Raw genomic sequence first — 24,905 nt, 5'->3', positions numbered from 1 at the left:
GGTTTTCCGCAAGCTAGATCAGGGTGCGCAGGAACGCCGGCCCGCCCTCCTCAGCGTTCAGTCCTTTCTCGACGAACGCGATGTTGTGGTGGAACGAGATCCCGCTGATGTTGCGCTCCAGGTAGGAGCCCTCGCCGCGCGGATCCCGGACCTCGGCCTGGTTCAGGCCGTCCACAAAGGACTTGAGCATCCCCATCGACGTGCCGGCGGTCGCCTCGGGATGGCCGCCCCAGCTCGGCCAGTACGCGGTCTGCAGGTCCTCCACGACGTAGAGGCCGCCCGCGCGGACGTGCGGAAACAGCGCGTGGAACGAGGTTCGCACGTGCTCGTTGAGGTGGCTGCCGTCGTCGATGACCACGTCGAACGGTCCGAGCTCGCGGCCCATCCGGTCGAGGAACCCGGCGTCGGACTGGTCGCCCAGCACGGTCATGATCCGCGGGCCGATGACGTTCTTGCGCGCGATGTCGAGGCCGTGCACGAGGCCACGCCGGAAGTACCGCTGCCACATCCGCAGTGAGCCACCGCCGCGGTCCGGGTCGTCGTAGCCGCCGATGCCGATCTCCAGTAGCCGTACGGGTTCGTCGCGCATGTGGGCGAAGTGGCGTTCGTAGTGCTGCGTGTACCAGTGCAGGTCTCCCCACTTGTCCGAGCCGTGCTCCACGGCCAGCTCGCCCAGGTCTCGGTGGCCGGGCTTGAGCGCGGACAGGAGTTCCTGGACGGACTGCGCGACGCCCTTGCGGTCCTGGAACCACCCGGCGATCCCGCGTTCGTCGAGATCGGGGTCCGGGGTGGTGACGGCGAGGCTCGGCCAGGGCCGACTGCCGGTGCCGTAGAGACCGCGGACGGCGTCGGCCAGGTCGAGCGTGATCACCACTTCGGCGTCCGTGCACAGGTGGGTGGTGGTCTGGCCGTCGAAGCTCAGGTCCAGGCGCACGTCGTGCTCGCCGATCTCGCGCAGGACCTCCGCGGCGACGGCGGCCGGGGTGAGCCTGCGGATCGTGTCGTCCAGCAGGTCGCGGCCGGCGGTGGCGGCCTGCAGCAGCGGGGCTAGAACCGTCCATCGGGCGGTGTCGAGCACGGGGTTCCCCTCGTCTGGCTTGAGTCTGGCTCGAGCGTGTCCGTTTTATGATCGAATGTATGGGTGTCCGACGGGTGTCTTGCATGATCTTGGCCGCAGTTCTGGTCGTGTCGGGTGCGGGACCGGCATTGGCGGGAGCGCGGCAGTTGTTGTACTACAACCACGCATGGGGAACGCTCGATCGAGCCACCGCGGACGCGGTCGAGCACTCGCGCTACCTCAGGGACTTCGCGGACTTCGAGGTGCGCACGACGACCGGCGCGGACGGCAGGGTCTGGACGGGGCGCTACCTGCGCGGCCGCGAGACCTACCTGGAGGTGTTCGGGCCGGGCGACGTGCCGGGCCAGGACGGCGAACCGGGCTCCGCCGGTCTGGGGCTCTCCACCGAGCGCGACGGTGACATCAACAAGCTCGGCGCCCGGCTGCGCGCCGCGGGACAGAAGCCGATCGACTTCCTGCAGACCCGCGACTTCGGCGACGGCAAGCCCGTGCCGTGGTTCGACTCGCTGTTCCTGATCGAAAAGTACGAGAAGTTCGGCGCCTGGGCCATGGAGTACCGCGACGAGTACCTGAACGATCCCCGCAGCAAAGTGGGGCCCGCCCGGTTCCCCGGCGACGTGACACGTGAGCGCTACCTGCCGGACGCGTACGAGAACAGGCTGATGCGCGACGTCACGCTCGTCCGCCTCGCAGTCACCGCCTCGGACCTGGCCGACACCGTGCCGTTGCTGCGCGCCGGCGGCTTCACGCTGCGGACCGACCCCGGCACGGTCGTGGCCACCCGTGGCGGCACCACGATGCGGTTCGACGAGGTGCCGCTGGGGCAGACCGGGCTCAAGCGCGTCGAGTTCGAGCTCAACCGCGCGGCCGCGCGGCACGTCGAGAAGCTGGGCTCGTCCACGCTGGTGGTGGGTCCGGGCAAGCGAGCGGTCTGGACTTTCTGACACCCCAGTCCGAACGAACTGGGGTGTCGCTGGTCGGGGCGCACCACCTACTTCTGGGCTGCGAGCCGGTACGCCGCCGCCCCGATCAGCTCCAGTGACACCTGCAGCCGGTCCAGGCTGATGTTGTCGCGGATCGTGTCCTCCGGGGTGTGGTAGATCGGCTCCAGCTGCGCCGGCCCGCCCTCGCCGCGCCAGCTGAAGTTCGCCGACGCCATGCCCTTCTCGTGGAACGGCACGTGGTCGCTCGACCCGCGCGCCACCGGCCCGTGCACCCTCGGGTCGTAGCCGAGCCGCTGTGCCGCGGCGCGGACCCCGGCCGTCGTGGCGTTGTCGGCGCCGTCCACCGACAGCAGCCAGTACGCCGTGGCCGGGTCGTGGCTGGTGGCGACCATGTCGTTCTGGAACACGCCCTTGATCCGCGCGATCTCCTCCGGCGGAAGCTGCGAGACGTAGTGCCGTGACCCGAGCAGGCCCTGCTCCTCCGAACCCCACAACGCGAACCGCAGCGCCTTGTGCGTGGGCAGGTACCGCAGCACGCGGGCCAGTTCGAGGCAGAGGACCGTGCCGCTGCCGTCGTCGTTGGCGCCCGGTGAGCCCGGCACGCTGTCGTAGTGCGCGGTGACCATCACGACCCCGTTGTCACGCCACGGGAACGTCGCCGGCCGGTCCGCGATCACGTTGTAGGACGTGAGGTTCGGGTGGTGGATGGTGCTGATCGTCAGCTCGCCGGAGCCCTGCGCGCGCAGCTTCTCCGTGTGCACCTGGGCGAGGCCGATGACCGGCACGGTGACGTTGCGGTCGAGCGCGGGGGAGAAGGCACTGGACTTGTTCGCCGTCGCGGAGATCCGGCCGAGGACCACCGCCACCGCACCGCGTTCGATCGCCGCGTGCGTCGGCGCGGAGCCGGCGGGAGCGTTGACGTAGAACGCGATCTTGCCGGTGAGATCGGGCAGCTGCCCGTCGACGACCTCGACGAACGGGGCCTTGACGGTGACGCCGAGGGAGCCGAAGCGCGAGGCGCCGGCCTGCCAGCCGCCGTTGACGTCGGCGAGGTACTTGTCCGGCACGGTGAACGGCTGCGTCGTCACCTGGTACCGCAGCGCCTTGAGCTCGCGGACGAGGTAGTCACGCGCCCGGTGCTCCGACGCGGTGCCGCCGATGCGCGGCCCGATCCCGTCACTCAGGACCTTGAGGTGCTCCAGCGCCTTGCGAGCACGGACCCTTGCCACGACCGGGAAATCGCCGAGGTCGAGGTCCGGCAGGTGCGAGGCGCCCGGCCGCTGCTCGTTGGCCGCGAGCGCGCTCGCGGGGTTGGCCACGACGGCGGCCACCCCGGCCGCCGCCGCGAAGAAGTCACGTCTGCGCAAGTCGTCCCCCATCTCCGGAAGTTCTCCGGGCGAAGGTATGCAGGTCGACGGGCGCGGGACAAGCGACTAGTGGCTGGCTTTCACCATCTGGTCGCCGGCGTGGTCGAGCACCAGATCCTGAACCTGCCTGCGCGCGTCCGCCCTCGCCTTCTGCACGCACGCCATCAGCTGCGCCGCGAGCAGTTCCGGTTCGAGCTCGCGCACCTCGGGGCTCAGCGCGATGCCCGTCGTGAGGCCGTTCGAGTCGACCGTCACGCTGATGCCGCCGCGCGTGCCCTCACCGCTCACGACCGCGAGCAGCTTGACCAGGTCGAGGTAACGGCGCTGCTCGCGTTCGGCGGCCGCGTCACGGCGCTCCTCCCACCACGTGATCCGGCGGCGCAGCAACGCCTGCGCGGTCGCCGGATCCGCCACGGGAACCGTCCACGAGCCGGACGTGGTGTGCAGCGTGATCGCGTGCGAATGCGCTGTCACGCTGAGGATGCGCACGAACGAGACCCCGGCGTCGACCCGCGCGCCCGTGCGCGTGGTCCAGTCGACGCGATCCGTGCCGATCACCACGCGTGCGCCGCTGCTGTCCAGCACGAGCGGGAACGCGGTCGACCCGAGTTCGAGGACGGGAGCCGAGAGCAGTGATCGGTGGGCCAGCCGGGCGAGTGCGCTGGCGGATCCGGCGCCGAGCACTCCGGCGGCGCACAACGCCTTCACCGCGATCGCCGCGCCGGGACTGAGCCGCAACGCGATGCCCGAGCCCGGCAGCACACCGAGCACGAGCTGCGCGCCCGTCATCAGGGTGGTGGCGGGCAGCCACGAGTGCGGATCGCTCAACCCGTTGCGCCGCAACCAGGTCAGCAACGCCCACGCGCACGCCGCCGCGGCGACCGCCGGAATGGCCGACCACCACGGCATGATGCGCTGCCCGGCCGACGTCATCCCGGCGAGCACGATGCACACGATGCCGATGGCGACGGGCAGGACACCGGCCGAAAGCAGGAGCAACGTCCTGGTACGGCGCCATCGGGCGGCGAGCGCCTGGACGACCTGGGGATCGTTGATCAGAGGGATCGCATGGGGAATGAGCGTCATGTGGGCGCTCCTCGTCAGCTCTCCGCCGCCACGGTGGTGTGGCGTGCGAGCCGACCAGGCTTCCCGGCGCACCTGGCCATTAATATGCCGTAAATGTCCAGATCAGGCAAGCCTTGTCCACTGTGGACGGTCAGGAGTCCGCCGTTTTCGCCCGCCTTCCGAGCAGCACGTCGACGGCCAGGAAGATCACCAGGCTGACCCCGAGCAGCGGCAGGAACCACCCTGCGAGCAGCGTGCCGAGGCCGAGCCCGATCAACGCTCCGCGCGGGGCCCTGCGCCACTGGCCACGCGGGGCCGGGCGGCCGAAGCCGGTCGTGGGCCTGCGCTTCCACCACATGCGGTAACCGAGCACGACCGAAGCGACCAGTCCGCCGCCGACGAGCAACAGCAGCAACTGGTTGGGCCAGCCGAACAGCAAGCCCATGTGCGCGTCGATGCCCCACCTCGTCAGCTTCGCACCCAGCGGGAAGTCGGCGAACTTCAGCGAACCGACCACCTCGCCGCCGTGGACCGCGACGGAGTCGTTCTGGGTGGGCAGGCCCTTCTCGATCTCGGCCACCTTCCAGGCACCGTCCGGGACGGCGGGCAGACTGATCTCGACCGCGTTCGCGTCGATGCCGGACAGCTTCGCGATGGCGGACACCGTGTCGATCTCGCCGTGCCCACCGGAGGGCGAGGTGCTCGAACCGTGGTCACCGTGGCTCTCGCCGGCGCCGGGCATCGTCAGCGTCGGCGTGGACCAGCCGACCGCGGTGCGCAGCATGGCGACGTTCTCGCCCGCGTAGGCCGACCACGTGAGACCGGTGGCGGACAGGAACAACGCGCCGGCCAGCACCCACACGCCGATCAGCCCGTGCGTCCGGATGCGCTTGCTGTTGCGTGCCCGGGAGATCCACAGGACCAGGCCGCCCAGCGCGACCACCCACAGCCAGGAGGCGGCGAGTTCGCTGTAGAGGCGGCCGGGTTCGCCGAGCATCAGGTTGCGGTGCAACTGGTCGAGCGTCGTGCGCAGCGGCAGCACACCGCTCGACCCGTAGACCACGAGATCACCGGTGACGCGTCCGGTGCCGGGGTCGACGAAGACCGCCCGCCGTTCGGACTCGCCCAGTCCCTTCTCGGAGAACAGGACGCGGGTCGTGGCACCGGGTTCGGGGGCGGGCCGGACCGCGACGAGCTCGCCCCGGGGTGAGGTCGCGAGCGCGGCGTCGACCTGCTGGGACAGCGGAAGTTGTTGCGCGGTAGCGGGAACGCGGAGCTGATCGGAGTAGACCCAGGACTCCAGTTGCGGTGTCAGGGCGTAGAGCACGCCGGTCAGCGCGGCGATCAGGATGAACGGGCCGACGAGCACGCCGGCGTAGAAGTGCAGGCGCAGGAAGAGTCCCCGCCACGCGAACGACGTGCGTGACGGAGCGGCTGTGGTGGTCATGGTGCTCCCAATGGGCGTGAACAGGGGCAGGACCGCTCGGTGAGCGGCCCTGTGAAGGGGATTCAGGCCTGTTCAGCCGGAGGACCGCGCCACGACAGCACGGTCAGGAAGACGATCGCGGTCGGCGCGAGCGAAGGCGTGGCGACGACCAGGGGTGCGGTGGCGGGCAGGACGGTGAGCCTGCGGGGGAGTGCGGACGTGACCGCGCGGGCGAGCGCGAGGACGGACCGTTCCGCGACGGCGAGCACGACGACCGTCAGTGCCGTGGCCACGACGTGCGAGGCGATCATGCGCGCCGGTTCGGCTTCGTGCGTGTGCCGGAACGCCGCGAGTGATACCAGGACGTGCATCGCGAGCTGTCCGCCGCCGATCAGCAGGAGCAGTTTTCGCCAGGTCAGCTCGTGCCGGGCGAACCCGGCCGTCGCCCACGTGAGCAGCGCGACCAGCGAGAGGACCAGCCCGGCGTCGGGTAACCGGCCGTCCGCGCTGGAGTGCGCGACAACCGCGAGCGTCCCGTTGACGATGCCGGCGGCAGCACAGCGCGCACGGCGCAGCGGAGCAGTCGGCAGGGTCATGACCAGCAGCTTAGCGACCGAATTGGTAGAAACCACCCTACGGATGTCCGGGAGGAACGGTTCAATGCAGCGGTGATCTCGTACCGCACCGATCTCAACGGACTGACCGAGGCCGACCTCGCCGGGTTCTTCGTGGGCTGGCCCACCCCGCCGTCACCGGCCCAGCACCTCGCCGTGCTGCGCGGAAGCTATCGCGTGGTGATCGCGCGTTCACCGGACGACGTCGTCGGCTTCGTGAACATGATCAGCGACGGCGTGCTGACCGCGTTCGTCCCGTGGCTGGAGGTGCGGCCGGAGTTCCAGGGCCAGGGCATCGGCACGGAGCTGATGCGGCGCATCGTGGCCGAGGCCGCGCACCTGTACTCGGTGGACCTCACGTGCGACGACGCGTTGCGGCCGTACTACGAGCGCCTGGGCATGACCGCGCTGACGGGGATGGGGCTGCGCAACCGCGCCGCGCTCTAGATCCCTTCCAGGTCCAGCGTCTGCTGGTGCGGGCCTCCGGTGAACGAGCTGGTGAGCAGCCCGGCGGAACGGCAGCGCCCGCACGTCACCGGTGACGTGGTCGCCTTGAAGCGGGTGAAGTCCCAGCTGCCGGTGCCGACGTGACAGCCGGGGCCCGGCACCTCCAGCCCGAGCCAGCCCTGCAACCGCACGGCGTGCACGACATCGGACCCGTCGAGGTAGCCGTTGAGCCGCCCCGCGAACCGGTTGCGCGCCTCTGCCGCGGGCGCGCTGAGTGCCTCCTGCAAGAGCGAAATGCCGTTCATGGACCCGATTCAACCTCACCCCGGCGCGTCGAGCCGGGCACCACGCCGCTCCAGCACGGTGAGGCTCCTGGCACACCACCGCACGTTGTCCCGCTCGAACGACAAGCCGCGCAACAAAGTCAGGTACGGCCCGACCCGTTCGGCGGTGGCCAGAAAGTCCTCCTCCGAACGGCCGTCGAGCAACTTGGCCCTGAGTCGTTCGTAGCGCGCGACCTTCGCCTCGGCCCACTGCTTGCGTTCGCGGATCGAGGCCAGCACCCCCTCGACGTCACCGGAGTCCGCCGCCAGTACCGCCACCAGCAGTTCGTCGCGGATCGCGGTGGGCTTGTGCGGCCCGGCCGTGAACCCCGTCAGCTCCTCACGGCCCTGCTCGGTGAGCGAGAACAGGCGCTTGTTCGGCCGGCGTTCCTGCTCGACCGTCCTGGCGACGATCAGCCCGTCCGTCTCCATGCGGTCCAGCTCCCGGTAGAGCTGCTGCGGCGTGCAGATCCAGAAGTTCGCCACCGACGCGTCGAACGCCTTGGCCAGGTCGTAGCCGGACGACTCCCCGTCGAGCAGGGCCGCCATCACGGCGTTGCGCAGCGACATAGCAGCAGGTTACGGTGCATCGACCTAGTCAACAAGTTGAGTATGTGAGGGCGTCGCTGTGAACGCATTCCGCAAGGCGGTCGAAGCACGGGACACCGAGGCGATGGCGGCGTGCCTGGCCGACAACGTCGTGTTCACCAGCCCTGTCGCGTTCACGCCGTACCCCGGCAAGCCGATCACCGCGGCGATCCTGCGCGGCGTCATGCGGGTGTTCGAGAACTTCCGCTACGAACGCGAGATCATCGACGGCCGGAACCACGCGCTGGTGTTCCGGACCGAGGTGGGCGGCAAGGAGATCCAGGGATGCGACTTCCTGCACCTCGACGAGGACGGGCTGATCGACGAGTTCACCGTCATGGTGCGCCCGCTGTCCGGCGCCCAGGCCCTGTCCGAGGCGATGGCCGCCCAGTTCGAGCAGATCAAGGCCGAGGCGCTGGAGGCGTTCAACTCCTGACGCGGAACGTCACGCGGATCTTTCGTACACGCTCACGTGCCGCCTGCTGTCGGCGACGAACGGCTCGCCGTTCCAGCCGCCGTGCCGCTCGCGCAGCCGCAGTCCCGCGATCCGCGCCATGAGGTCGAACTCCGACGGGTAGGACAGCCGCTGCCGGATCGCGCCGAACCGGATGCCGTCCGCGCCGATGTGCACGTGGTTCTCGTCGAGCAGCTGGGTGACCGGGTCGTAGCGGTTGACGTCCAGCTCGACGTGGTCGACCTCGACGGCCTCCACGTCGATGAACTGATGACGTTGCCGCGCAGCCCAGCTCGGCACACCGCACTCGATCACGAACACACCGTCCGCGGTGAGGTGGCGCGCGGCGTTCTCGAAGCACCGCACCTGGTCGTCCTGGGTGAGCAGGTTGGTGATCGTGTTGTAGACCAGGTACACCAACGGATACGTGCGCCCGGTGCCGACGCTGGACATGTCGCCCATGACCACGTCGACGTCGTCGCCGCCGGGTTTCTCCCGCATGCGCGCGACCATGTCGGGGGAGAGCTCGACGCCGTCCACCTCGACACCGGATTCCCTGAGGGGCAACGCGATGCGGCCCGTGCCGATCGCGAACTCCAAGACGGCCTCATACCGGGCGTATTCGGGCGTTGCGGCGGTGCCGCCTCCGGGGCCCTCGGCCGCGACTATCGCGGACGAGACTTACGGGACACGCCCTAGGGCGACCCGGAACGTCGGCGGGGTAATCCAAGCCTCGCATGGGGAGCTTTGCGCTGAAGATCCCGCAGTGTCGCGTTCGGCGGCGCACGAGGTGGTCGTTCGGGCACCATGGAGCGGCAATGACATCAACATCGGGGGTCTGGTGAAAAGAACGATCGTCGTCCTCACAGCGGTTCTGGCTGCTTTGGGGATTGCTCCCGCGGCCGGCGCGGCTCGCTCCACGTCGCTCGTGGTGCTCGGTGACTCGTACGCCTCCGGCACCGGCGCGGGGTCCTACCAGGACGGAACCGCCGGCAACTGCTGGCGCAGCAACAACTCCTACGGCGAACAGGTGGCTGCCGGCCTGCGCGCGGCCGGCCGGCTCGGCTCGTTCACCAACGTGAGCTGCAGCGGCGCCGCCACCGCGGACTTCTCCCGCCCGTTCAAGGACCGTCCGGCCCAGCTGGACGCCCTGCGGCGCAGCACCGACCTGGTGCTGCTCACCGTCGGCACCAACGACATCGGCTACGCGACGTACGGCGGTATCTGCATCCAGGCGGACTGCACGGGTGCCCCGACCGAGGCGATCCTGGCCAGGCTGCCGCAGATGGGCAGCAACGTCACCGCCCTGCTCACCGAGATCCGCAAGCGCAGCCCGCACGCGCGAGTGGTCGTCGTGGGCTACGGCCGCCAGGTATCCGCTTCGGACAACCCGCCCGGCGCCACGCTCGACCCGATCTGCGGTGAGGGCATCCTGACCGCCGCGGAGCGCAGCCAGGGCAACCAGGTGGCCGACGGCATCGACGCCACCCTCCGCACCGCCGTGGCCAAGGCGACGCACAAGGGCGTCCACGCCACTTACGCCAGCCCGTTCTCCCGTCCCGGCACGTTCGAGGGTCACGCGCTGTGCGAGTCGGGCACGCCGTTCCTGCGTGGATTCGACGCGCTGGCGCCCGGCCAGGAGGGGCCGGAGGCCGTGTTCCACCCGAACCAGCAGGGACAGACCGCGCTGGCCTCGCTCGTCCGGGCCTAGGGTGCCGGCTGCTTCCGCCTGTCCACCGGGTGAGCGGAAGCAGCCGTCTTGGCGATGGACACCGGCTGAACGGACGAGGATCGTGCAGCACGTGGAACGGGTCGTCGAGGTGGCGGACTTGGATGCCGTGCACGAGTTGTTGAACGCGGCTTACGGCCACATGCGTCTCAACGCCGGCATCGAGCACCCTCACATGCGGATGTCGTCACGAATACACGGGCACATCCGGTTCGACGAGCTGTACGGGCGCATCGCGCTGGAAGTCAGCGTCGACCCGATGAACAACTTCGTCTTCGGGCACACGGGCGCCGGGATGGTCTACTACCGTTCCGGTGGCGAGGACCGATACTGGATGCCCGGTGACGTGTTCCTGTGCGCACCACCCGAAAGTTCCTTCATCGGGGCGATCTTCGACCCGCTGCTGTCGACGGTGACGCTGACCCAGTCGGTGATCGACGAGGTGGCCGACGGTGTCCGGTTCTCCGGTTTCCGGCCGGTCTCGTCCCGGGTCGCGGCGGTGTGGTGGTCCACCTGCGTGCATCTGCGTGACGAGGTGCTGCCGCACTTCGGCGACAACCCATTGGTGATGGCGAATGCGACTCGCCTGCTGGTGAGCACCACCCTCGCCGCGTTCCCGAACACCACACACGCCGCGCCGACGTGTGGTGACCGGCGTGACGCGCACCCGAAGAGCCTGCGCCGTGCGGTCACGTTCATCGAGGACAACGCCGAGATCGACATCTCCGCCGCCGACATAGCGCGTGCGGCTCGCGTGTCCATCCGGGCGTTGCAACTCGCCTTCCGCCGCCACCTCGCCACGACACCGATGGCCTACCTCCGGGGCGTGCGTCTGTCATGCGCCCACGAGGATCTGAGGGCTGGCAACGGTTCTGTCACCGAGATCGCGGCCCGATGGGGATACGCCCGTCCGAGCGTCTTCGCCGCGCACTACCGCGCCGCGTACGACGTCCTGCCGTCGAAGACCCTGCGGTCAGGCTAGGGCGCTTCGTTTTCCCGGTCGCGGACTTCGTTTCCGCTGCTATCGTCCGCGCTCGCAGTGCGGTGAAGTGGTTCATGACCGCCTGCGAGACCAGTCCGTTCACCGTGCGGACACAACGCTCCGGCACCCGCTTCGTGGCCACCTGCCAGGGCGAGATGGACATGACGACCTGCGACGTGTTCTTCGCCGCCGTGCTGCCCGGCGTCACCGACACCACCACCGACCGCGTCTCGGTCGACCTGGCCGAGGTGACGTTCATGTCCGCGGGCGGCCTGCGCACCCTGCTGCTCCTGCTCTGCGCGGCCCACCGCAACGGCAAGTCGTTCAGCGTGCACAACACCCAGCCCCGGGTCCGCCGGGTGCTGGACCTGTTCGGCTTCACCACCTTCAAAGCGGGCCTTGTGTGGGAGACAACCATGTCGCCGCCGAGCCCCTGCAACTAGCTTGACCAGCTATGTTGCTCCCGCTGGTACTGGTACTCGCGCTGACCCCGCCGACGTCCGCGATGACGGTCCCCGGCGCCGAACACCAGCAACTCGCCCGCCTGACCGACCTCACCACGACCGGCCTCACCGCCACCGGCCACACCGACCCGGCCGACTGGGCGGGCCTCACGAGCACCGCCCTGCCCGTCCCCGCCGCGGTCCCTGGCATCCAGATCGACGGCTACTTCCCGGACACCTCGCGCACCAACACCAACCACGGCTGGCACGACTCCGAGTTCGTGGTCAGACTGCCCGACCGCTGGAACGGCGGCCTGGTCGTCACCGGCGCACCGGGCGTCCGCGAGCAGTACGCCAACGACCGCGCGATCTCCGACTGGGTCCTCTCCCGCGGCTACGCCTTCGCCTCAACGGACAAGGGCAACACCGGAGCCCGGTTCTACCGCGACGGCCGCGCGATGGAGGAGTGGAACCACCGCTTCACCCAGCTCACCATCGCGGCGAAGTCCGTTGTCTCCCAACGCTACGGCCGGACCCCACGCCGGACCATCGCCACCGGCATCTCCAACGGCGGCTACCTGGTCCGCTGGCAACTGGAGAACCGCCCGCACCTCTACGACGGCGGCGTCGACTGGGAGGGGACACTGTGGACGGTCAAGGGCCCGAACCCCCTGACGTTCCTGCCACCCGTCCTCCGCGCCTACCCGGCCTACCTGGCAGGCGAACCGGGCGCGCACGAGGCGATGGTCGCGGCGGGCTTTCCGGCCGGCACGGAATTCCTGTGGGACTACCACTACCGCTACTACTGGGATCTCACCCAACGCATCTACCGCGAGGAGTTCGATCCGGGGTTCGACGGGGACCTGGAGGCCGGGGTGCCTTTCTGCGCTCCTGGCACCCCTTCCTGCGACGCGGACTACTCGTATGCGGCGCGGCGTCGCGTTGCCGGGCCTGCGGTGTCTCCGGTCGCCTTGACCGGGAAGGTGAAGCGGCCTTTGCTGACCGTGCATGGGACTTATGACGTGCTGCTGCCTATCAGCCAGGATTCGGACGTGTACGCGGCTATGACGCCTGATCGGTTGCATCGGTACTACCGGGTGGAGCAGGGGACACACGTGGATGGGCTTGTGGATGCCTATCCGGATCGGTTGCGGCCACTTGCGCCTTGCCATCGGGCGGCGTTCGTGGCTTTGGAGCGGTGGCTGGACGGGGTGGAGCCGCCTCGGTCGGCGACTTTGCCTCGGCCGGCCGATGTGGCGACCTGTCCGCTTTCCTGATGATGGTGACCTGGCCATGCGGGTGCACGTGGGCCGGTCATCGGGCGACGGTACTTTCCCTCACCTGCAAGGAGAACGGCGTCTCGACGTTCTCGAGGACGTCGGCGGCCTCGACGCGCCGGTGCAGCAGGTCGACGGCGGCCTGGGCGATGGCGGCCTTGTCGGGCGCGACGGACGTGAGTGACGGGGAGCTGTAGGCGCTTTCCTCGTTGTTGTCGAAGCCGACCACGGCGAGGTCCTGAGGCACGCGCACGAAACGTTCGCCGGCCGCTCGCATGGCGCCGATGGCCAGGAGGTCGTTGAAGCAGAACACGGCGTCCGGTGGGTTGCGCAGGTCCAGCAACGACCTCATCGCGGCGGCGCCGTCCGCTCGGTGGTAGTTCAGGGCGGGCACGACGAGTTCGTCGACGAACGGCAGCGAGGCTTCGGCCAGTGCGAGGCGGTAGCCCTCCAGGCGCAGCGCGGCGGTGCCGCGGTGGGGGTGGGCGCCGATCGCGGCGATGCGCTGGTGGCCCAGCGAGATCAGGTGGCGGACGGCGGCCTGGGCGGCGGCCACGTTGTCGATGCCCACGCGGGAGATCGGGACGTCGACGGCGTGCTCGCCCAGCAGGACGGCGGGCACCGGCAGCTGGAAGTCGTCCACCTGCAGGGCCTCCGGGCTGAGGATCGCGGCGTCGACCAGGTGCGGACCCAGGGAGGCCAGCGCGGAACGTTCGCCGGCCAGGGTGCCGAACGTCTGCTCGATGAGCACGTTCCACTCGTGGTCCTGGGCGGCGGCGATGACGAGGCCGGCGAGCTCGGCGAAGTAGGGGATCGAGAGCTCGGGCAGGACCAGGGCGATGAAACCGGTGCGGCCGCGGCGCAGGTTGCGGGCGCCGAGGTTCGGCCGGTAACCGGTCGCCTCCAGCGCCTCCTCGACGCGGCGGCGGTTGTCCGGTTTCACGAACGAGTAGCCGTTGACCACGTTCGACACGGTCTTCACCGAGACGCCCGCCAGCCGAGCGACGTCCTTGAGCGTGGCCAACACAGCCTCCAGAAAAAGTACCGGGAAAAGTACCGGGAAGTCCTCGGTCTTTACATCGTTGGAACAACGATGCAAATCTAGCGCCTGAGAGCGCGTCCACGCATAGCCCGCCGTGTAGGAGCCAACGATGTCTCGCATGTTGCTCATCGCCGTCGCAGCCTTGCTCGTGACGGGGTGCACCAGCAGAGAAACCCCGACGACCGCGACCAGTGGAGGGCCCGCCGCGTCTGCCGCGCAGAACCAAAGCGCTGGTCCCGGCTGTGCGCGCAGCACGACCGGATACCCGCAGGTCGCCGTCAAGGGCGCGATGGTCGGCTTCTCCCAGTCGGAGAAGGAAGCCAACCCGTTCCGCACCGCCGAGACGCAGTCGATCAGGGACGAGGCCGCGAAGCGGGGAGCCGAGCTGCTGTACACGAACGCGCAGAGCGACCTGAACAAGCAGATCAGCGACATCAAGTCGCTGATCGACCGCGGGGCGAAGCTGCTGATCGTGGCGCCGCTCAACTCCGACGGCCTGCAGCCCGCGTTCGACGCGGCCAGGGCCAAGCAGGTGCCGGTCATCACGATCGACCGCAAGGTGACGTCGAAGCCCTGCACCGACTACCTCACGTTCATCGGCTCCGACTTCGTCGAACAGGGCAAACGCGCCGCCCAGCAGATGATCAAGGCGACCGGCGGCACCGGCAAGGTCGCGATCCTGCTCGGCGCCTCGGGCAACAACGTCACGGTCGACCGCACCAAGGGCTTCAAGGACGGCATCGCCGGCACCCCCGGCCTCACCGTCGTCGCCGAGCAGACCGGCGAGTTCGACAGGTCCAAGGGCCAGGCCGTGATGGAGCAGCTGATCCAGAGCAACCCGGACATCACCGCCGTCTACGCCGAGAACGACGAGATGGGCATCGGCGCCGTCACCGCTCTCAAGGCCGCCGGCAAGCAGCCGGGCAAGGACGTCAAGATCGTGTCCGTCGACGGCACGCGCAACGCCGTGCAGCTCATCGCGGACGGCAGCTACACCGCCGTCGTCGAGTCCAACCCGCGCTTCGGCCCGCTCGCGTTCGACACGCTGGAGAAGTTCGGCAAGGGCGACGAGATCCCGCAGACCATCGTGATCTCCGACGACGAGTACGACTCCACGAACGCGGCGCAGAAGCTCGGCAATGCCTACTGATCCGGTGATCGAGGTCGCCGGCGTGACGAAGACGTTCGCCGGCGTCCGGGCACTCGGCGACGTGGACTTCACTCTCCAGCGCGGCGAGATCCACGCGCTGGTCGGGGAGAACGGCGCCGGCAAGTCGACGCTGATCAAGGTGCTGACCGGCATCCACACCCCGGATGCCGGTTCCGTCACCCGCAACGGGCACATCTCCACGATCTACCAGGAGGTGAACCTCGTCCCGTTGATGAGCGTGTCCGCCAACCTGTTCCTCGGCCGCGAGCCGCGCAACCGGTTCGGCCTGATCGACCGCGCCCGCCGCGACGCCGACGCGGCGGAACTGTTGCGGGGCTACGGCATCACGGCGGACGTGAGCAGTCCACTCGGGACGCTCGCGGTCGGCGAGCAGCAGATGGTCGCGCTCGCCAGGGCGGTCGCGGCGGACGCGGACGTCGTGATCATGGACGAGCCCACGTCGTCGCTGGAACCACGCGAGGTCGAGACGCTGCTCGGCGTCGTGCAGAAGCTCCACGAGGCGGGTATCGCGATCATCTACGTCAGCCACCGCATGGACGAGCTGTACCGGATCTGCGACACCGTCACGGTCCTGCGGGACGGTGTGAACGTTCACGGTGGGCCCCTCAAAGAACTTCCACGCATCGAACTGGTCTCGCTGATGCTCGGCAGATCGGTCAAGGAGATCGAGAAACACGGCACCACGGCGTTCGGTGAAGGCCATCATGCCGACACGCAGCCGGTACTGGAAGCTCGCGACCTCACGAGCAAGCCGCGCATCGGCGGGGTCAGCGTGTCGATCCGGCCCGGTGAGGTCGTCGGTCTCGCCGGCCTGCTCGGTTCGGGCCGCACCGAGACCGCGAAGGCGGTCATCGGTGCGCTCCCGCTCGACGGCGGCACGGTGCTCGTCGCCGGCAAACCGGTGGCGCACAACGTGAAGGCGTCGATGAAGGCGGGCATCAGCATGCTCGCCGAGGACCGCAAGACCGAGGGCATCATCCCGAACCTGTCCGTGCGCGAGAACATCGTGCTGGCCGCACTGCCGAGGCTCAGCCGGTTCGGCGTGACCAGCCGGTCCAAACAGGACCGGATCGTGGACACGTTCATCGAACGCCTGCGCATCAAGGTGTCCAGCCCGGAGCAGAAGGTCGCGGAACTGTCCGGCGGCAACCAGCAGAAGGTGTTGCTGGCCAGGTGGTTGTGCACGGAACCCAAGATCCTGCTCCTCGACGAACCGACGCGCGGCATCGACGTCGGCGCCAAGGCCGAGGTGCAGGCGCTGATCGACGAACTCGCGCGGGAGGGCCTGGCGGTGCTGCTGATCAGCTCCGAACTGGACGAACTGCTCGACGGCGCCGACCGGCTCGTCGTGCTGCGCGACGGCTCGGTCGCGGGCGAACTCGAAGGAGACCAGCTCACCCGTGAACACGTGCTCGCGGCCATCGCGGCGGAGGTGATGGATGACGCTGACCGCCAGTAGAACAGCGGCGCGGACGCGCTGGTTGCAGGACAACGGTGTCTACGTCGCCGTTGCCGTGCTGCTGCTGTTCAACGCCCTGTTCACGGCCAACTTCCTGACGCTGGGCAACTTCACGACCCAGCTCGTGCAGGCAGCGCCCGTCCTGATCGTCGCGCTCGGCATGGCGCTGGTGATCGGCACCGAGGGCGTCGACCTGAGCGTCGGCGCGGTGATGGCGCTGGCCGCCGCGATCATCCCGCTCTACCTCGGCGCCGGTCCGCTCACGGCCATCACGATGGCGCTCGTCGTCGGCGTGCTGGCGGGAGCGTTCAACGGTTTCCTCGTTGCCAAGGTCGGCATCCAGCCGATCGTCGCCACGCTCGCGTTGCTGGTCGGCGGACGCGGCCTCGCGCTGGTCATCGCGGACGGTCAGCTCGTCCAGCTGCACGACGAGACGTTCCTGGAGCTCGGCACCGGTGACGTGCTCGGCATCCCGATCAGCGTGCTGATCGCGGGTCTGCTGGCGCTCGTCGTCGCGGGCCTCACGAACCGCACCACGTTCGGGCGCCAGCTCGTCGCGATCGGTGGCAACCGCAAGGCGGCCACGCTCGCGGGACTTCCGGTCAACCGGGTGCTGATCGGTGTCTACGCGATCACCGGCGTGCTCGCGGCGATCGCCGGCGTGCTGGCCACCTCCCGGCTCGCCGCCAGCGACCCGGCGGACATGGGCCTGCTCATGGAACTGTCCGCGATCACCGCGGTGGTCGTCGGCGGCACCCCGCTCACCGGGGGCAAGGTCCGCGTGCTCGGCACGGTGTTCGGTGTGATCCTCATGCAGCTCGTCCGGGCCACCCTGATCAAGCACAACCTGCCGGACTCGATCGCGCAGATGATCCAGGCCGCGATCATCATCGCAGCCGTGTACGTGGCACGGGAGCGCCGATGATCACCACTTCTTCCGTTCCCAAGGCGGCAGCGAGGACGAAGGTCCTGCAACGCCAGGGCGCCGCCGTCGCGCTCGTGCTGATGGTCGCGGTGTCCTGGCTGGTCTTCCCGCGCTTCGGCAGCCTCGACAACCTGCGTGACCTCGCCCTGCAGGGCTCGTTCCTCGTCGTGATCGCGATCGGCATGACGTTCGTGATCATCACCGGCGGCATCGACCTGTCCGTCGGCTCGCTCTACGCCCTCGGCGGCGTGCTCGCGGCCTGGGGCTCGCAGTACGGGTTCCTGGCAGCGCTCACACTGCCGCTGGTGGTGTGCGGGTTGATCGGCCTGGTCAACGGCCTGCTGATCGCCCGCACGAACATGGCGCCGTTCATCGTCACGCTGGCGTCGTTGCTGTTCGCCCGCGGGCTGCTGCTGGCGATCACCGACGAGGGCGCCAACACCTACCAGATCCCGGGGGACAGCGCGTTCGTCGAACTGGGCCGCGGCACGGTGTTCGGGTTCGGTTATCCGATCTTCGTCGCGGCCGTGCTCGCCGTCCTGGGCGGCATGATCCTCAACCGCACCAGCTTCGGCCAGAACGTGTTCGCGACAGGCGGTGCCGAACAGTCGGCGGTCCTCCTGGGCGTGCCCGTCGCGAAGACCAAGGTCCTCGTCTACACCATGAGCGGCACGCTGGCGGGTCTCGCCGGCGCGCTGACCGCCGCCTATCTGCAGTCGGGCGTCACGGTCATCGGCGTCGGCCTCGAACTGGACGCCATCGCGGTCGTCGTCATCGGCGGAACCCTGCTGACCGGTGGCATGGGCACGATCCTCGGCACCGTGATCGGCGTCGGCCTGATCAAGGTCATCCAGAACGTCATCAACCAGATCGGCACGCTCGACAGCAACTACCAGTCGGTGGTCAGCGGCGTGTTCTTGCTCATCGTCGTTGTCCTGCAGCGAATATTGCGAAGATAGGAGAGCCATGACCAGACGCGTCCTGGGCGTGTTGGTCTCGATCCTGATCACAGCAACCTTCCTGACACCAACAGCGCACGCCGCGGAGTGGGTACCGAAAGTCCCTCCGCTCTCGACACCCTGGACCTCCCAGGTGTCGCCGGCCAATGCACTGCCCGAGTACCCGCGACCGCAACTCCAGCGCCCGGAGTGGCAGAACCTCAACGGTGTCTGGGAGTTCGCCGGGGCACCGAACCTGAACAACCCGCCCATCGGCCGGCCACTGGCCGAGGGCGTCCTCGTGCCGTTCCCGATCGAGTCCGCTCTGTCGGGGATCAAACGGCACGAGGACAACATGTTCTACCGCCGAACCTTCACCGTTCCGTCCTCTTGGAACGGTCGTCAGGTCAAGCTCAACTTCGGCGCGGTGACCTGGGAGACGCGGGTCTGGGTCAACGGCAGGCAGGTCGGCACGCACACCGGCGGCTTCGACGCGTTCTCGTTCGACATCACCTCCGCGCTGACGGGCGGCGCGAACGAGATCATCGTCGGCGTCACCTCGACGGTCGACGGCAGCCGCTATCCGATCGGCAAGCAACGCCGCGACCCGAGCGGGATCTTCTACACCGCGGCGTCCGGAATCTGGCAGACGGTCTGGCTGGAACCGGTGCGGGCGGCGAACATCACGCGTCTCGACACCACCCCGAACGTCGGTGCGGGCGCGCTCGACCTGGTCGTGCAGGGCACCGCGGGCCAGTCGGTCACCGCCGAGGTGCTCAGCGGCGGGCAGGTGGTCGGCCGGCAGACCGGCACGACCGGTAGTGCGCTGCGAGTGCCGGTGCCGAACGCCCGGCTGTGGTCGCCGGACGACCCGTTCCTCTACGACCTGCGCGTGACGCTGGCCGGCGGGGACGCCGTGACGGGCTACTTCGGCATGCGCTCGCTCGGCAAGGCGATGGTCGGCGGCGTCATGCGGCCGTTGCTGAACGGGAAGTTCGTTTTCCAGAGCGGCACGCTCGACCAGGGCTACTGGCCGGACGGCATCTACACCGCGCCGACCGACGAGGCGCTGCGGTTCGACCTCGAACGCCAGAAGGCGCTGGGGTTCAACATGGTCCGCAAGCACATCAAGGTCGAACCGGCGCGCTGGTTCTACCACGCCGACCGGCTCGGCCTGATGGTCTGGCAGGACATGCCGTCCGTCGACTCGATCGACGAGGCGCCGAACTCGCACGCGAACTTCGAGTCCGAGCTGCGCCGGATGATCGACCAGCTCAAGGGCATCACGTCGATCGTGCAGTGGGTGCCGTTCAACGAGGGTTGGGGCGAGTACGACGCCGGCCGGATCGTGAACCTGATCCGCTCGATCGACAACACCCGGCTGATCAACCACAACTCGGGCTCCAACTGCTGCGTCTCTGATCCCGACCCGGGCAACGGCGACGTGATCGACGACCACCATTACCAGATCTCGGCCAACACCCGTCCGCCGGACAACAACCGGGTCGCGATGCTCGGCGAGTTCGGTGGCCTCGGCCGCAGGGTCGTCGGCCACGAGTACCAGCCCGGCGCCGGATTCGCCTACGGCGCCCTGTATCCGGACGAGCAGTCGCTGACCAAGCGCTACGAGGAGGTCATCAAGCAGGTCCAGCGGCTGATCCACACCCGTGGCCTCTCCGCGATGGTCTACACCGAGCCGTACGACGTGGAGAACGAGGTCAACGGCTTCTACACCTACGATCGGCGTGTACTGAAGATGACCGAGTCGCGGGTGCGGGACGTCAACCAGAGGGTGCTCGCGGTCGCCCGCGGCACGGCGGTCAGCCCGGACGACGTGGTGTCGTTGCGCGTCACCACGACCGGTTACACGAACCGCTACCTGCGCCACCAGGACGCGCTGGCCCGCACCGACGTGATCGGCACGGACCTGGGCAGGCTGGACGCCACGTTCCACCCACGTCCCGGACTCGCCGACGCGGCCTGCCTCTCGTTCGAGTCGCGGAACTTCCCTGGCCAGTTCCTCAGGCACAGCAACGGCCGCATCCGTGTGGACGTGAACAACGGCACGATCGCGGCCGACGCGACGTTCTGCGCCCGTGAAGGTTCGGGCGGCACCGCGCTGGAGTCGTTCAACGTGCGCGGTTCCTTCGTGCGGCACTACAACGAGGGCGTCTACCTGGCGCGCTCCGGTGGCCCGAACCCCTGGGACACCGCGAACTCCTTCGCCGCGGACTCCACGTGGGCGGTCGGGACCGGGTTGTGGCACAGCGGTGCGGACCTGCCGCTGGACCAGGCCCGCTCGTTCCGCGTGACCACGCCCGGCTTCACGGACCGCTACCTGCGCCACCGGGAGTCGTTGGCACGCACGGATGTCGTGACCAGCGCGAGCGACGGTCTGACGAAGGCGGACGCGACGTTCGTCGTCCGGCGCGGGCTCGCCGACCCGACCTGCTACTCGCTCGAGTCCCGCAACATCCCCGGGCAGTTCCTGCGGCACGCGGACTTCCGCGTCCGGCTCGGCACCAACGACAACACCGACCTGTTCCGGCGTGACGCGACTTTCTGTGCGCAGCAGGGGAGTGGCGGCGTGCGGCTGGAGTCGGTCAACGAGCTCGGCACCAACATCCGGCATTACCAGGAGGAGGTTTGGGTCGCCTCAAACGGCGGCGCGCACACGTACGACAACCCTGCCTCGTACAACCAGGACGTGAGCTGGGCCGTTAGCTCACCTTGGGCACCGTAGGGAAGAACATGCTGTGTCCACCGGGACGCGTGCTCAACGCGCGTCCCGGTGGATCCCTAGTTGAACAGGATCCTCTTGGCCACGGCCTTTCCCGGCGGCGTGCGCAGCAGTGTGAACGCGAACTCGGCGAGACCGGGCCCCCGGACGAGCGACAGTCCGCGCCGCAGCTGTGACCGCAGCAGGTAGCGGCGGCGCATCGCCGCGCCGTCGTAGTGCTCCAGCACGTATCTGTTGCCGCTGCGCAGGTAGTCGAACGTGACCGAGGCAGCGAGCTCGGACATCCGCATGCACGGGTCGAGCCCGCCCGCCGTGAGCGGCGAGACGGCGCCTGCGGCGTCGCCGACCAGCAACCCCTGTGGCGACACGATCCGGCGCAGCAGCCCGCCGACCGGGATCGGTCCGCCCCGGCGCTTCACCGGGCCGATGGGTTCCGGCGTCGGGAAGCTCTCGCGGAACCGTTGCAGCAGCTGGGGGAGCGGCGCGGTGAACCGGTCGGCACGGCCCGCCAGCCCGACGTGCGCGTGCTCGCCGTCGTCGATGACCCAGGCGATGTAACCGGGTGCGAGCCGCGGATCGACCACGCAGTGGAACGTCGGCGTCGAACCGGTGCGGACCGGGTAGACCTCCTCGATGCCGGTGATCAGCCGCCGGTTGACGTCCAGGCCGAGGGTCTTCGCGACGGTGGACCGCGCGCCGTCCGCGCCGATCGTGAAGCGGGCCTTCGTGGACTTCGCCGGATAGCTGGAGTTCAGGCTGACCCGCGCACCCGCCCGTTCGGCGTCCTTGACCGCGGCGGCGTAGATGCCTTCCATGTCGCCCACGCGGAACTCGTCGCGCGCGCTCAGGAGTTCCACCGGATTTTCGCCCGACGGCGGGTAGAGCAGCACGCGCCGGACCGCCGGGCCCAGGTGCGGAAGCTCGTAGTCGTCGAGGGTGCGCCGGACGAAGATCCCGGTCGTCCGGATGCCGGTCTCCAGGCTCGTCCTGCGTTCACAAACGGCCACGTCGAGGCCTGCTTCGGCGAGCAGGCGCGCGGTGTTGAGGCCGGCCAGCCCGGCGCCGACGACGAGCACGTCCACGGTGTCCATGCCGCCGACGCTAGATCCGATCACGGGGCCGCCTCCCGTTTCCAGGCAACACCTTCACCGGATCTGCACGGTTTCTCCACAGACGTGAGCCCTTGACACGCCGGAGGCCTGTCGCTGATCGTGTGCCTACCGCTGCCTCGAATCGCCGCCCTGGTTCGAGGAGGAAGACCGATGGAGTTGTTCAACCGCCGCACCGCGATGCGAGGTGCGCTCGCCGTCGCGGCCACGCCACTGGCCGCGGGGGTGGCATCAGCCGATGTGGGTGCGATGGCGTTCGTGCAGAAGTGGGCCCCGAACCCCGGTTCGGCGGGCCTCGGCGCGTTCGCCGGCATCGAGGACGACCGCTCGAACTCGCACCCTTCGGCCACGCACATCTTCGCCGAGAGCAACCAGTACCGGTTCGTCATGCACAAGTCCGATCGGGACGGTTCCGACCGGCAGCGCAACGAGGTGCGCGCGATCCGGACCGGCAGCACCCGGCACGACATGAAGAAGGGCGAGACCTGGCGCTACAACTACCAGATGTACATCCCCACGTCGTTGAAGGGCACCACCAGCTTCTCGCACATCTTCCAGGTCAAGCACACCGGCGTGGCCTCGCCCGTGGTCACCATGTCGTTGTTCCGCTCGGGGTCGCTGGAAACCGTCGAGATGAGACTGTTCGGCGCGGGCCAGGCGAAACTCGGCAGCACGCCGCTGGCGCCGTTGCGCAACAGGTGGATCGACGTCGAGATCGAGATCAAGGTCGCCGACTCCGGCAGCCTGCGCTACTCGCTGAAAGACGGCGGCACGACCGTGGTCAACGCGTCGCGCTCCGGTTTCGACACGTGGCTGGGCGGTGACCAGGCGCATCCGAAGTGGGGCATCTACCGGAGCATCAACGACTCCGCGCAACTGCAGGACACCTATCTGTTGCTGCGCAACATGAAGGCGTACCGAAACGAATAGTGGGTGTTCCCAGAAGAGCCTCCAGAGGTGAGAATCACTCGCGTGGGGGACCTTCACGGACGAACCGCCGAGAGCAGGGCCGGTGTCACCGCCTTCCTGGCGGGCGTGTGGCTGATCGCCGCACCACCGGTCCTGCACTTCAGCGCGTCGCTGCACGCCTTTCGCCCGTACTGGGTGTCGATGGGCCTGGCCGTCGTGATCATGCTGCTCGGCATGGTGCGGGCGATGGCGCCGCTGGACGTGCCGTTCATCCGGCACCTGACGATCGCGCTGGCGGTGTGCCTCATCGTCGTCGCGTTGATGCCGGCGGACGGTGGCAGTGCGGCCGTTTGGCTCAACCAACTGGTTGTCAGCGCTCTCATCGCGCTGTCGGCCGCATTGGCATGGTTGATCAGCTTGCGCAGATGACGCGGCTGCCGGAGTACGGGCCCGACCGGCACAGTCCGGCCGGGCGCGCCACCGTCACCGTCGAGGTGGCGGAGTTCCGCTGACTCAGCAGCGCTCGCTGGTCTTCGCGAACAGGAAGTAGCTGCTCCCGTCGACCTCACCGTGAGCGCGCGTGCACTTGTCGAGCGTGTCCGCTCCGCCGGACCACAACTCCTGCTGCCCGCGAGCGCCGGTCCTGTAGCCGTTCGAGTTGTTCGGCCGCGTCTGGACGTACGTGCGGAGCGTGAAGTCCCTGCCATGGCTGGAGATCCACGAGTCCCACACGTAGACGTAGGAGTAGTTCCTGCCACAGCCCGCGTACTGCTTGACCGAAGCGACGGTCGTGCTGCCGTTCTTCACGTAGGCGGTCGACCCGATCTGGGTGGCGCTGGGGCAGGCGGGGTTCGTCTCGGCCTGGGCGATGCCGGCCGTCATGCTCAGGGCGGCCGCCGTTGTGGCGACCGCCGCCAGGATCTTGCGCATCCGGTGCTCCTCCTCGTTTGCCCAGGAGCCTGCGCCGCACCGGTTATCCGTCGGTAAATCAGTCGATCACGGCCGTGGCCTCGATCTCGACCAGGTGCTCCGGCACGTCCAGCGCGGCCACGCCGATCAACGTGGCGGGCGGCTTGGCGGACTCGCCGACCTTCTTCATGGCGTTCTCGATGCCCTCGAGGAGCGCAGGCATCTTGTCCGGCGTCCAGTCCACGACGTACACCCGCACCCTGGCCAGGTCCTTGAACGACGCCCCCGCGGCCTTCAACGCGGTGTGCACGTTCACATAGGCCTGCTCGGTCTGGATGGCGAGGTCCGGCGTGGCGTCCCAGGCGACCTGCCCGGCCAGGTAGATCGTCTTCGCGCCGCTCGCGACGGCCACGTGGTGGTAGACGTCGATCTGCGGCAGCGCGTCGGGGTTGATGAGCGTGACGGCCATCTTCGGTTCTCCTGTTAGCTCTCTTGCAGTTACTCACTCACCGTAGGAGAGTGAAAGCCGACCTGGAAGAACGCACTTCTTCGAGAGTGGGGCACCACAAGGTGAGCAAGCAGCTCAGCGGGGATCTGGCCCGCGCGGATTCGCTGGCACGCGAGATCTTCTCCGACATCGCCAACAAGTGGGCGCTGCTGATCGTCGAGACCATCGGCGACACCACGAAGCGCTTCACCGAACTGAAGACCGAGGTCGACGGCATCAGCCACAAGATGCTGACCCAGAACCTGCGGCTGCTCGAACGCAACGGCCTCGTCTCGCGCGTCGTGCACCCGACCGTGCCGCCGCGCGTCGACTACACGCTCACCGAACCGGGACAGGCGCTGCGGGCGACCGTGGACGCGATGTGCGCCTGGACGACGCGGTATCTGGGTGAGATCGAGGAGGCCCGCAGTCGCTTTGGTCGCCCAGCTTGATCGTCACCGATAGGTGACTAATGGTGA

At 68.7% G+C, this 24,905-nt stretch carries 27 protein-coding genes; 15 read left to right on the top strand and 12 right to left on the bottom strand.

Annotated features, from left to right (window positions below; genetic code table 11):
• Positions 1-13 precede the first annotated feature (13 nt).
• Positions 14-1,078, bottom strand: coding sequence for a class I SAM-dependent methyltransferase (locus IG04_RS0123085; protein WP_051770472.1), 1,065 nt, complete (start codon positions 1,076-1,078; stop codon positions 14-16).
• Between the two features lie 83 nt (positions 1,079-1,161).
• Here IG04_RS0123085 and IG04_RS0123080 point away from each other — a divergent pair, with 83 nt between their 5' ends.
• Entirely contained in the window at positions 1,162-2,022 is an 861-nt protein-coding gene (locus tag IG04_RS0123080; protein WP_030478780.1) for a DUF5829 family protein, read from the top strand.
• Positions 2,023-2,069: 47 nt separating this feature from the next.
• Here IG04_RS0123080 and IG04_RS0123075 read toward each other — a convergent pair whose 3' ends face one another.
• The 4 genes from IG04_RS0123075 to IG04_RS0123060 form a co-directional block, all read right to left on the bottom strand.
• Complete coding sequence (locus IG04_RS0123075; RefSeq protein WP_030478779.1) at positions 2,070-3,401, bottom strand: M28 family peptidase; 1,332 nt, start codon at positions 3,399-3,401, stop codon at positions 2,070-2,072.
• 54 nt (positions 3,402-3,455) lie between these two features.
• Entirely contained in the window at positions 3,456-4,475 is a 1,020-nt protein-coding gene (locus IG04_RS0123070) for a YbaB/EbfC family nucleoid-associated protein (protein ID WP_030478778.1), read from the bottom strand.
• 130 nt (positions 4,476-4,605) lie between these two features.
• A complete protein-coding gene (locus IG04_RS0123065; RefSeq protein WP_245816085.1) occupies positions 4,606-5,901 on the bottom strand; it encodes a PepSY-associated TM helix domain-containing protein in 1,296 nt (431 codons plus the stop codon).
• A gap of 62 nt (positions 5,902-5,963) precedes the next feature.
• A complete protein-coding gene (locus tag IG04_RS0123060) occupies positions 5,964-6,476 on the bottom strand; it encodes a hypothetical protein (RefSeq protein WP_051770470.1) in 513 nt (170 codons plus the stop codon).
• Between the two features lie 72 nt (positions 6,477-6,548).
• On the opposite strand from IG04_RS0123060, the gene IG04_RS0123055 reads away from it, so the two are divergent.
• Complete coding sequence (locus IG04_RS0123055) at positions 6,549-6,941, top strand: GNAT family N-acetyltransferase (RefSeq protein WP_051770469.1); 393 nt, start codon at positions 6,549-6,551, stop codon at positions 6,939-6,941.
• Here the strand turns inward: IG04_RS0123055 and IG04_RS44160 are convergent.
• Positions 6,938-7,246 carry a hypothetical protein gene (locus tag IG04_RS44160; RefSeq protein ID WP_051770467.1) on the bottom strand — a complete coding sequence of 103 codons (309 nt, stop codon included), beginning with the start codon at positions 7,244-7,246 and terminating at the stop codon, positions 6,938-6,940. The genes IG04_RS0123055 and IG04_RS44160 overlap by 4 nt on opposite strands.
• 15 nt (positions 7,247-7,261) lie before the next feature.
• Positions 7,262-7,834: a PadR family transcriptional regulator gene (locus IG04_RS0123045; RefSeq protein ID WP_030478773.1), complete on the bottom strand. Its 573-nt coding sequence runs from the start codon at positions 7,832-7,834 to the stop codon at positions 7,262-7,264.
• Positions 7,835-7,892: 58 nt separating this feature from the next.
• On the opposite strand from IG04_RS0123045, the gene IG04_RS0123040 reads away from it, so the two are divergent.
• Positions 7,893-8,288, top strand: coding sequence for a nuclear transport factor 2 family protein (locus tag IG04_RS0123040; RefSeq protein WP_030478772.1), 396 nt, complete (start codon positions 7,893-7,895; stop codon positions 8,286-8,288).
• 9 nt (positions 8,289-8,297) lie between these two features.
• Here IG04_RS0123040 and IG04_RS0123035 read toward each other — a convergent pair whose 3' ends face one another.
• Positions 8,298-8,906, bottom strand: coding sequence for a methyltransferase domain-containing protein (locus tag IG04_RS0123035; protein WP_211257795.1), 609 nt, complete (start codon positions 8,904-8,906; stop codon positions 8,298-8,300).
• Positions 8,907-9,147: 241 nt separating this feature from the next.
• Between IG04_RS0123035 and IG04_RS44155 the strand changes: the two genes are divergently transcribed.
• The 4 genes from IG04_RS44155 (at position 9,148) to IG04_RS0123015 (ending at position 12,737) form a co-directional block, all read left to right on the top strand.
• On the top strand, positions 9,148-10,017 hold the full coding sequence (locus tag IG04_RS44155) for an SGNH/GDSL hydrolase family protein (protein WP_159460449.1): 870 nt from the start codon (positions 9,148-9,150) through the stop codon (positions 10,015-10,017).
• A 91-nt stretch (positions 10,018-10,108) separates the two neighbouring features.
• Complete coding sequence (locus tag IG04_RS0123025) at positions 10,109-11,017, top strand: helix-turn-helix transcriptional regulator (RefSeq protein WP_144065314.1); 909 nt, start codon at positions 10,109-10,111, stop codon at positions 11,015-11,017.
• 74 nt (positions 11,018-11,091) lie between these two features.
• On the top strand, positions 11,092-11,460 hold the full coding sequence (locus IG04_RS0123020; RefSeq protein WP_159460450.1) for an STAS domain-containing protein: 369 nt from the start codon (positions 11,092-11,094) through the stop codon (positions 11,458-11,460).
• 11 nt (positions 11,461-11,471) lie between these two features.
• Positions 11,472-12,737 carry an alpha/beta hydrolase family protein gene (locus tag IG04_RS0123015; RefSeq protein WP_030478767.1) on the top strand — a complete coding sequence of 422 codons (1,266 nt, stop codon included), beginning with the start codon at positions 11,472-11,474 and terminating at the stop codon, positions 12,735-12,737.
• Between the two features lie 37 nt (positions 12,738-12,774).
• Here the strand turns inward: IG04_RS0123015 and IG04_RS0123010 are convergent, their stop codons facing one another.
• Positions 12,775-13,761, bottom strand: coding sequence for a LacI family DNA-binding transcriptional regulator (locus tag IG04_RS0123010; protein WP_030478766.1), 987 nt, complete (start codon positions 13,759-13,761; stop codon positions 12,775-12,777).
• A 127-nt stretch (positions 13,762-13,888) separates the two neighbouring features.
• Here IG04_RS0123010 and IG04_RS0123005 point away from each other — a divergent pair, with 127 nt between their 5' ends.
• From IG04_RS0123005 to IG04_RS0122985, 5 genes are read left to right on the top strand one after another with little or no spacing between them, the layout of a single operon-like run.
• Positions 13,889-14,929, top strand: a complete 1,041-nt coding sequence (locus tag IG04_RS0123005; protein WP_030478765.1) for an ABC transporter substrate-binding protein — start codon at positions 13,889-13,891, stop codon at positions 14,927-14,929.
• Positions 14,919-16,409, top strand: coding sequence for a sugar ABC transporter ATP-binding protein (locus tag IG04_RS0123000; RefSeq protein ID WP_030478764.1), 1,491 nt, complete (start codon positions 14,919-14,921; stop codon positions 16,407-16,409). The genes IG04_RS0123005 and IG04_RS0123000 overlap by 11 nt, the downstream gene beginning before the upstream one ends.
• On the top strand, positions 16,390-17,334 hold the full coding sequence (locus IG04_RS0122995; protein ID WP_030478763.1) for an ABC transporter permease: 945 nt from the start codon (positions 16,390-16,392) through the stop codon (positions 17,332-17,334). Before IG04_RS0123000 ends, IG04_RS0122995 begins: the two co-directional genes overlap by 20 nt.
• On the top strand, positions 17,331-18,293 hold the full coding sequence (locus tag IG04_RS0122990; RefSeq protein WP_030478762.1) for an ABC transporter permease: 963 nt from the start codon (positions 17,331-17,333) through the stop codon (positions 18,291-18,293). The genes IG04_RS0122995 and IG04_RS0122990 overlap by 4 nt, the downstream gene beginning before the upstream one ends.
• 7 nt (positions 18,294-18,300) lie before the next feature.
• A complete protein-coding gene (locus IG04_RS0122985; protein WP_030478761.1) occupies positions 18,301-21,015 on the top strand; it encodes an AbfB domain-containing protein in 2,715 nt (904 codons plus the stop codon).
• A gap of 56 nt (positions 21,016-21,071) precedes the next feature.
• On the opposite strand, the gene IG04_RS0122980 is transcribed toward IG04_RS0122985, so the two are convergent.
• Positions 21,072-22,103 carry an FAD-dependent oxidoreductase gene (locus IG04_RS0122980; protein ID WP_051770461.1) on the bottom strand — a complete coding sequence of 344 codons (1,032 nt, stop codon included), beginning with the start codon at positions 22,101-22,103 and terminating at the stop codon, positions 21,072-21,074.
• 171 nt (positions 22,104-22,274) lie between these two features.
• On the opposite strand from IG04_RS0122980, the gene IG04_RS0122975 reads away from it, so the two are divergent.
• Together IG04_RS0122975 and IG04_RS0122970 are read left to right on the top strand one after the other, a co-directional pair.
• A complete protein-coding gene (locus tag IG04_RS0122975) occupies positions 22,275-23,051 on the top strand; it encodes a heparin lyase I family protein (RefSeq protein WP_036015495.1) in 777 nt (258 codons plus the stop codon).
• Positions 23,052-23,093: 42 nt separating this feature from the next.
• Positions 23,094-23,459 (top strand): hypothetical protein, encoded by a 366-nt coding sequence (locus IG04_RS0122970; protein ID WP_030478758.1) that lies wholly within the window; start codon positions 23,094-23,096, stop codon positions 23,457-23,459.
• An 84-nt stretch (positions 23,460-23,543) separates the two neighbouring features.
• On the opposite strand, the gene IG04_RS0122960 is transcribed toward IG04_RS0122970, so the two are convergent.
• Together IG04_RS0122960 and IG04_RS0122955 are read right to left on the bottom strand one after the other, a co-directional pair.
• On the bottom strand, positions 23,544-23,960 hold the full coding sequence (locus tag IG04_RS0122960) for a hypothetical protein (protein ID WP_051770459.1): 417 nt from the start codon (positions 23,958-23,960) through the stop codon (positions 23,544-23,546).
• A gap of 58 nt (positions 23,961-24,018) precedes the next feature.
• Positions 24,019-24,408, bottom strand: a complete 390-nt coding sequence (locus tag IG04_RS0122955; protein WP_030478756.1) for a RidA family protein — start codon at positions 24,406-24,408, stop codon at positions 24,019-24,021.
• 50 nt (positions 24,409-24,458) lie between these two features.
• Between IG04_RS0122955 and IG04_RS0122950 the strand changes: the two genes are divergently transcribed.
• On the top strand, positions 24,459-24,878 hold the full coding sequence (locus tag IG04_RS0122950; RefSeq protein WP_245816086.1) for a winged helix-turn-helix transcriptional regulator: 420 nt from the start codon (positions 24,459-24,461) through the stop codon (positions 24,876-24,878).
• Positions 24,879-24,905 lie beyond the last annotated feature (27 nt).

The organism is Lentzea albidocapillata (genome assembly GCF_000719115.1).
Taxonomy (GTDB): domain Bacteria; phylum Actinomycetota; class Actinomycetes; order Mycobacteriales; family Pseudonocardiaceae; genus Lentzea; species Lentzea albidocapillata.
The sequence above is the reverse complement of the archived record's forward strand: the minus strand, read 5'-3'. Positions and strand labels throughout refer to the sequence as shown.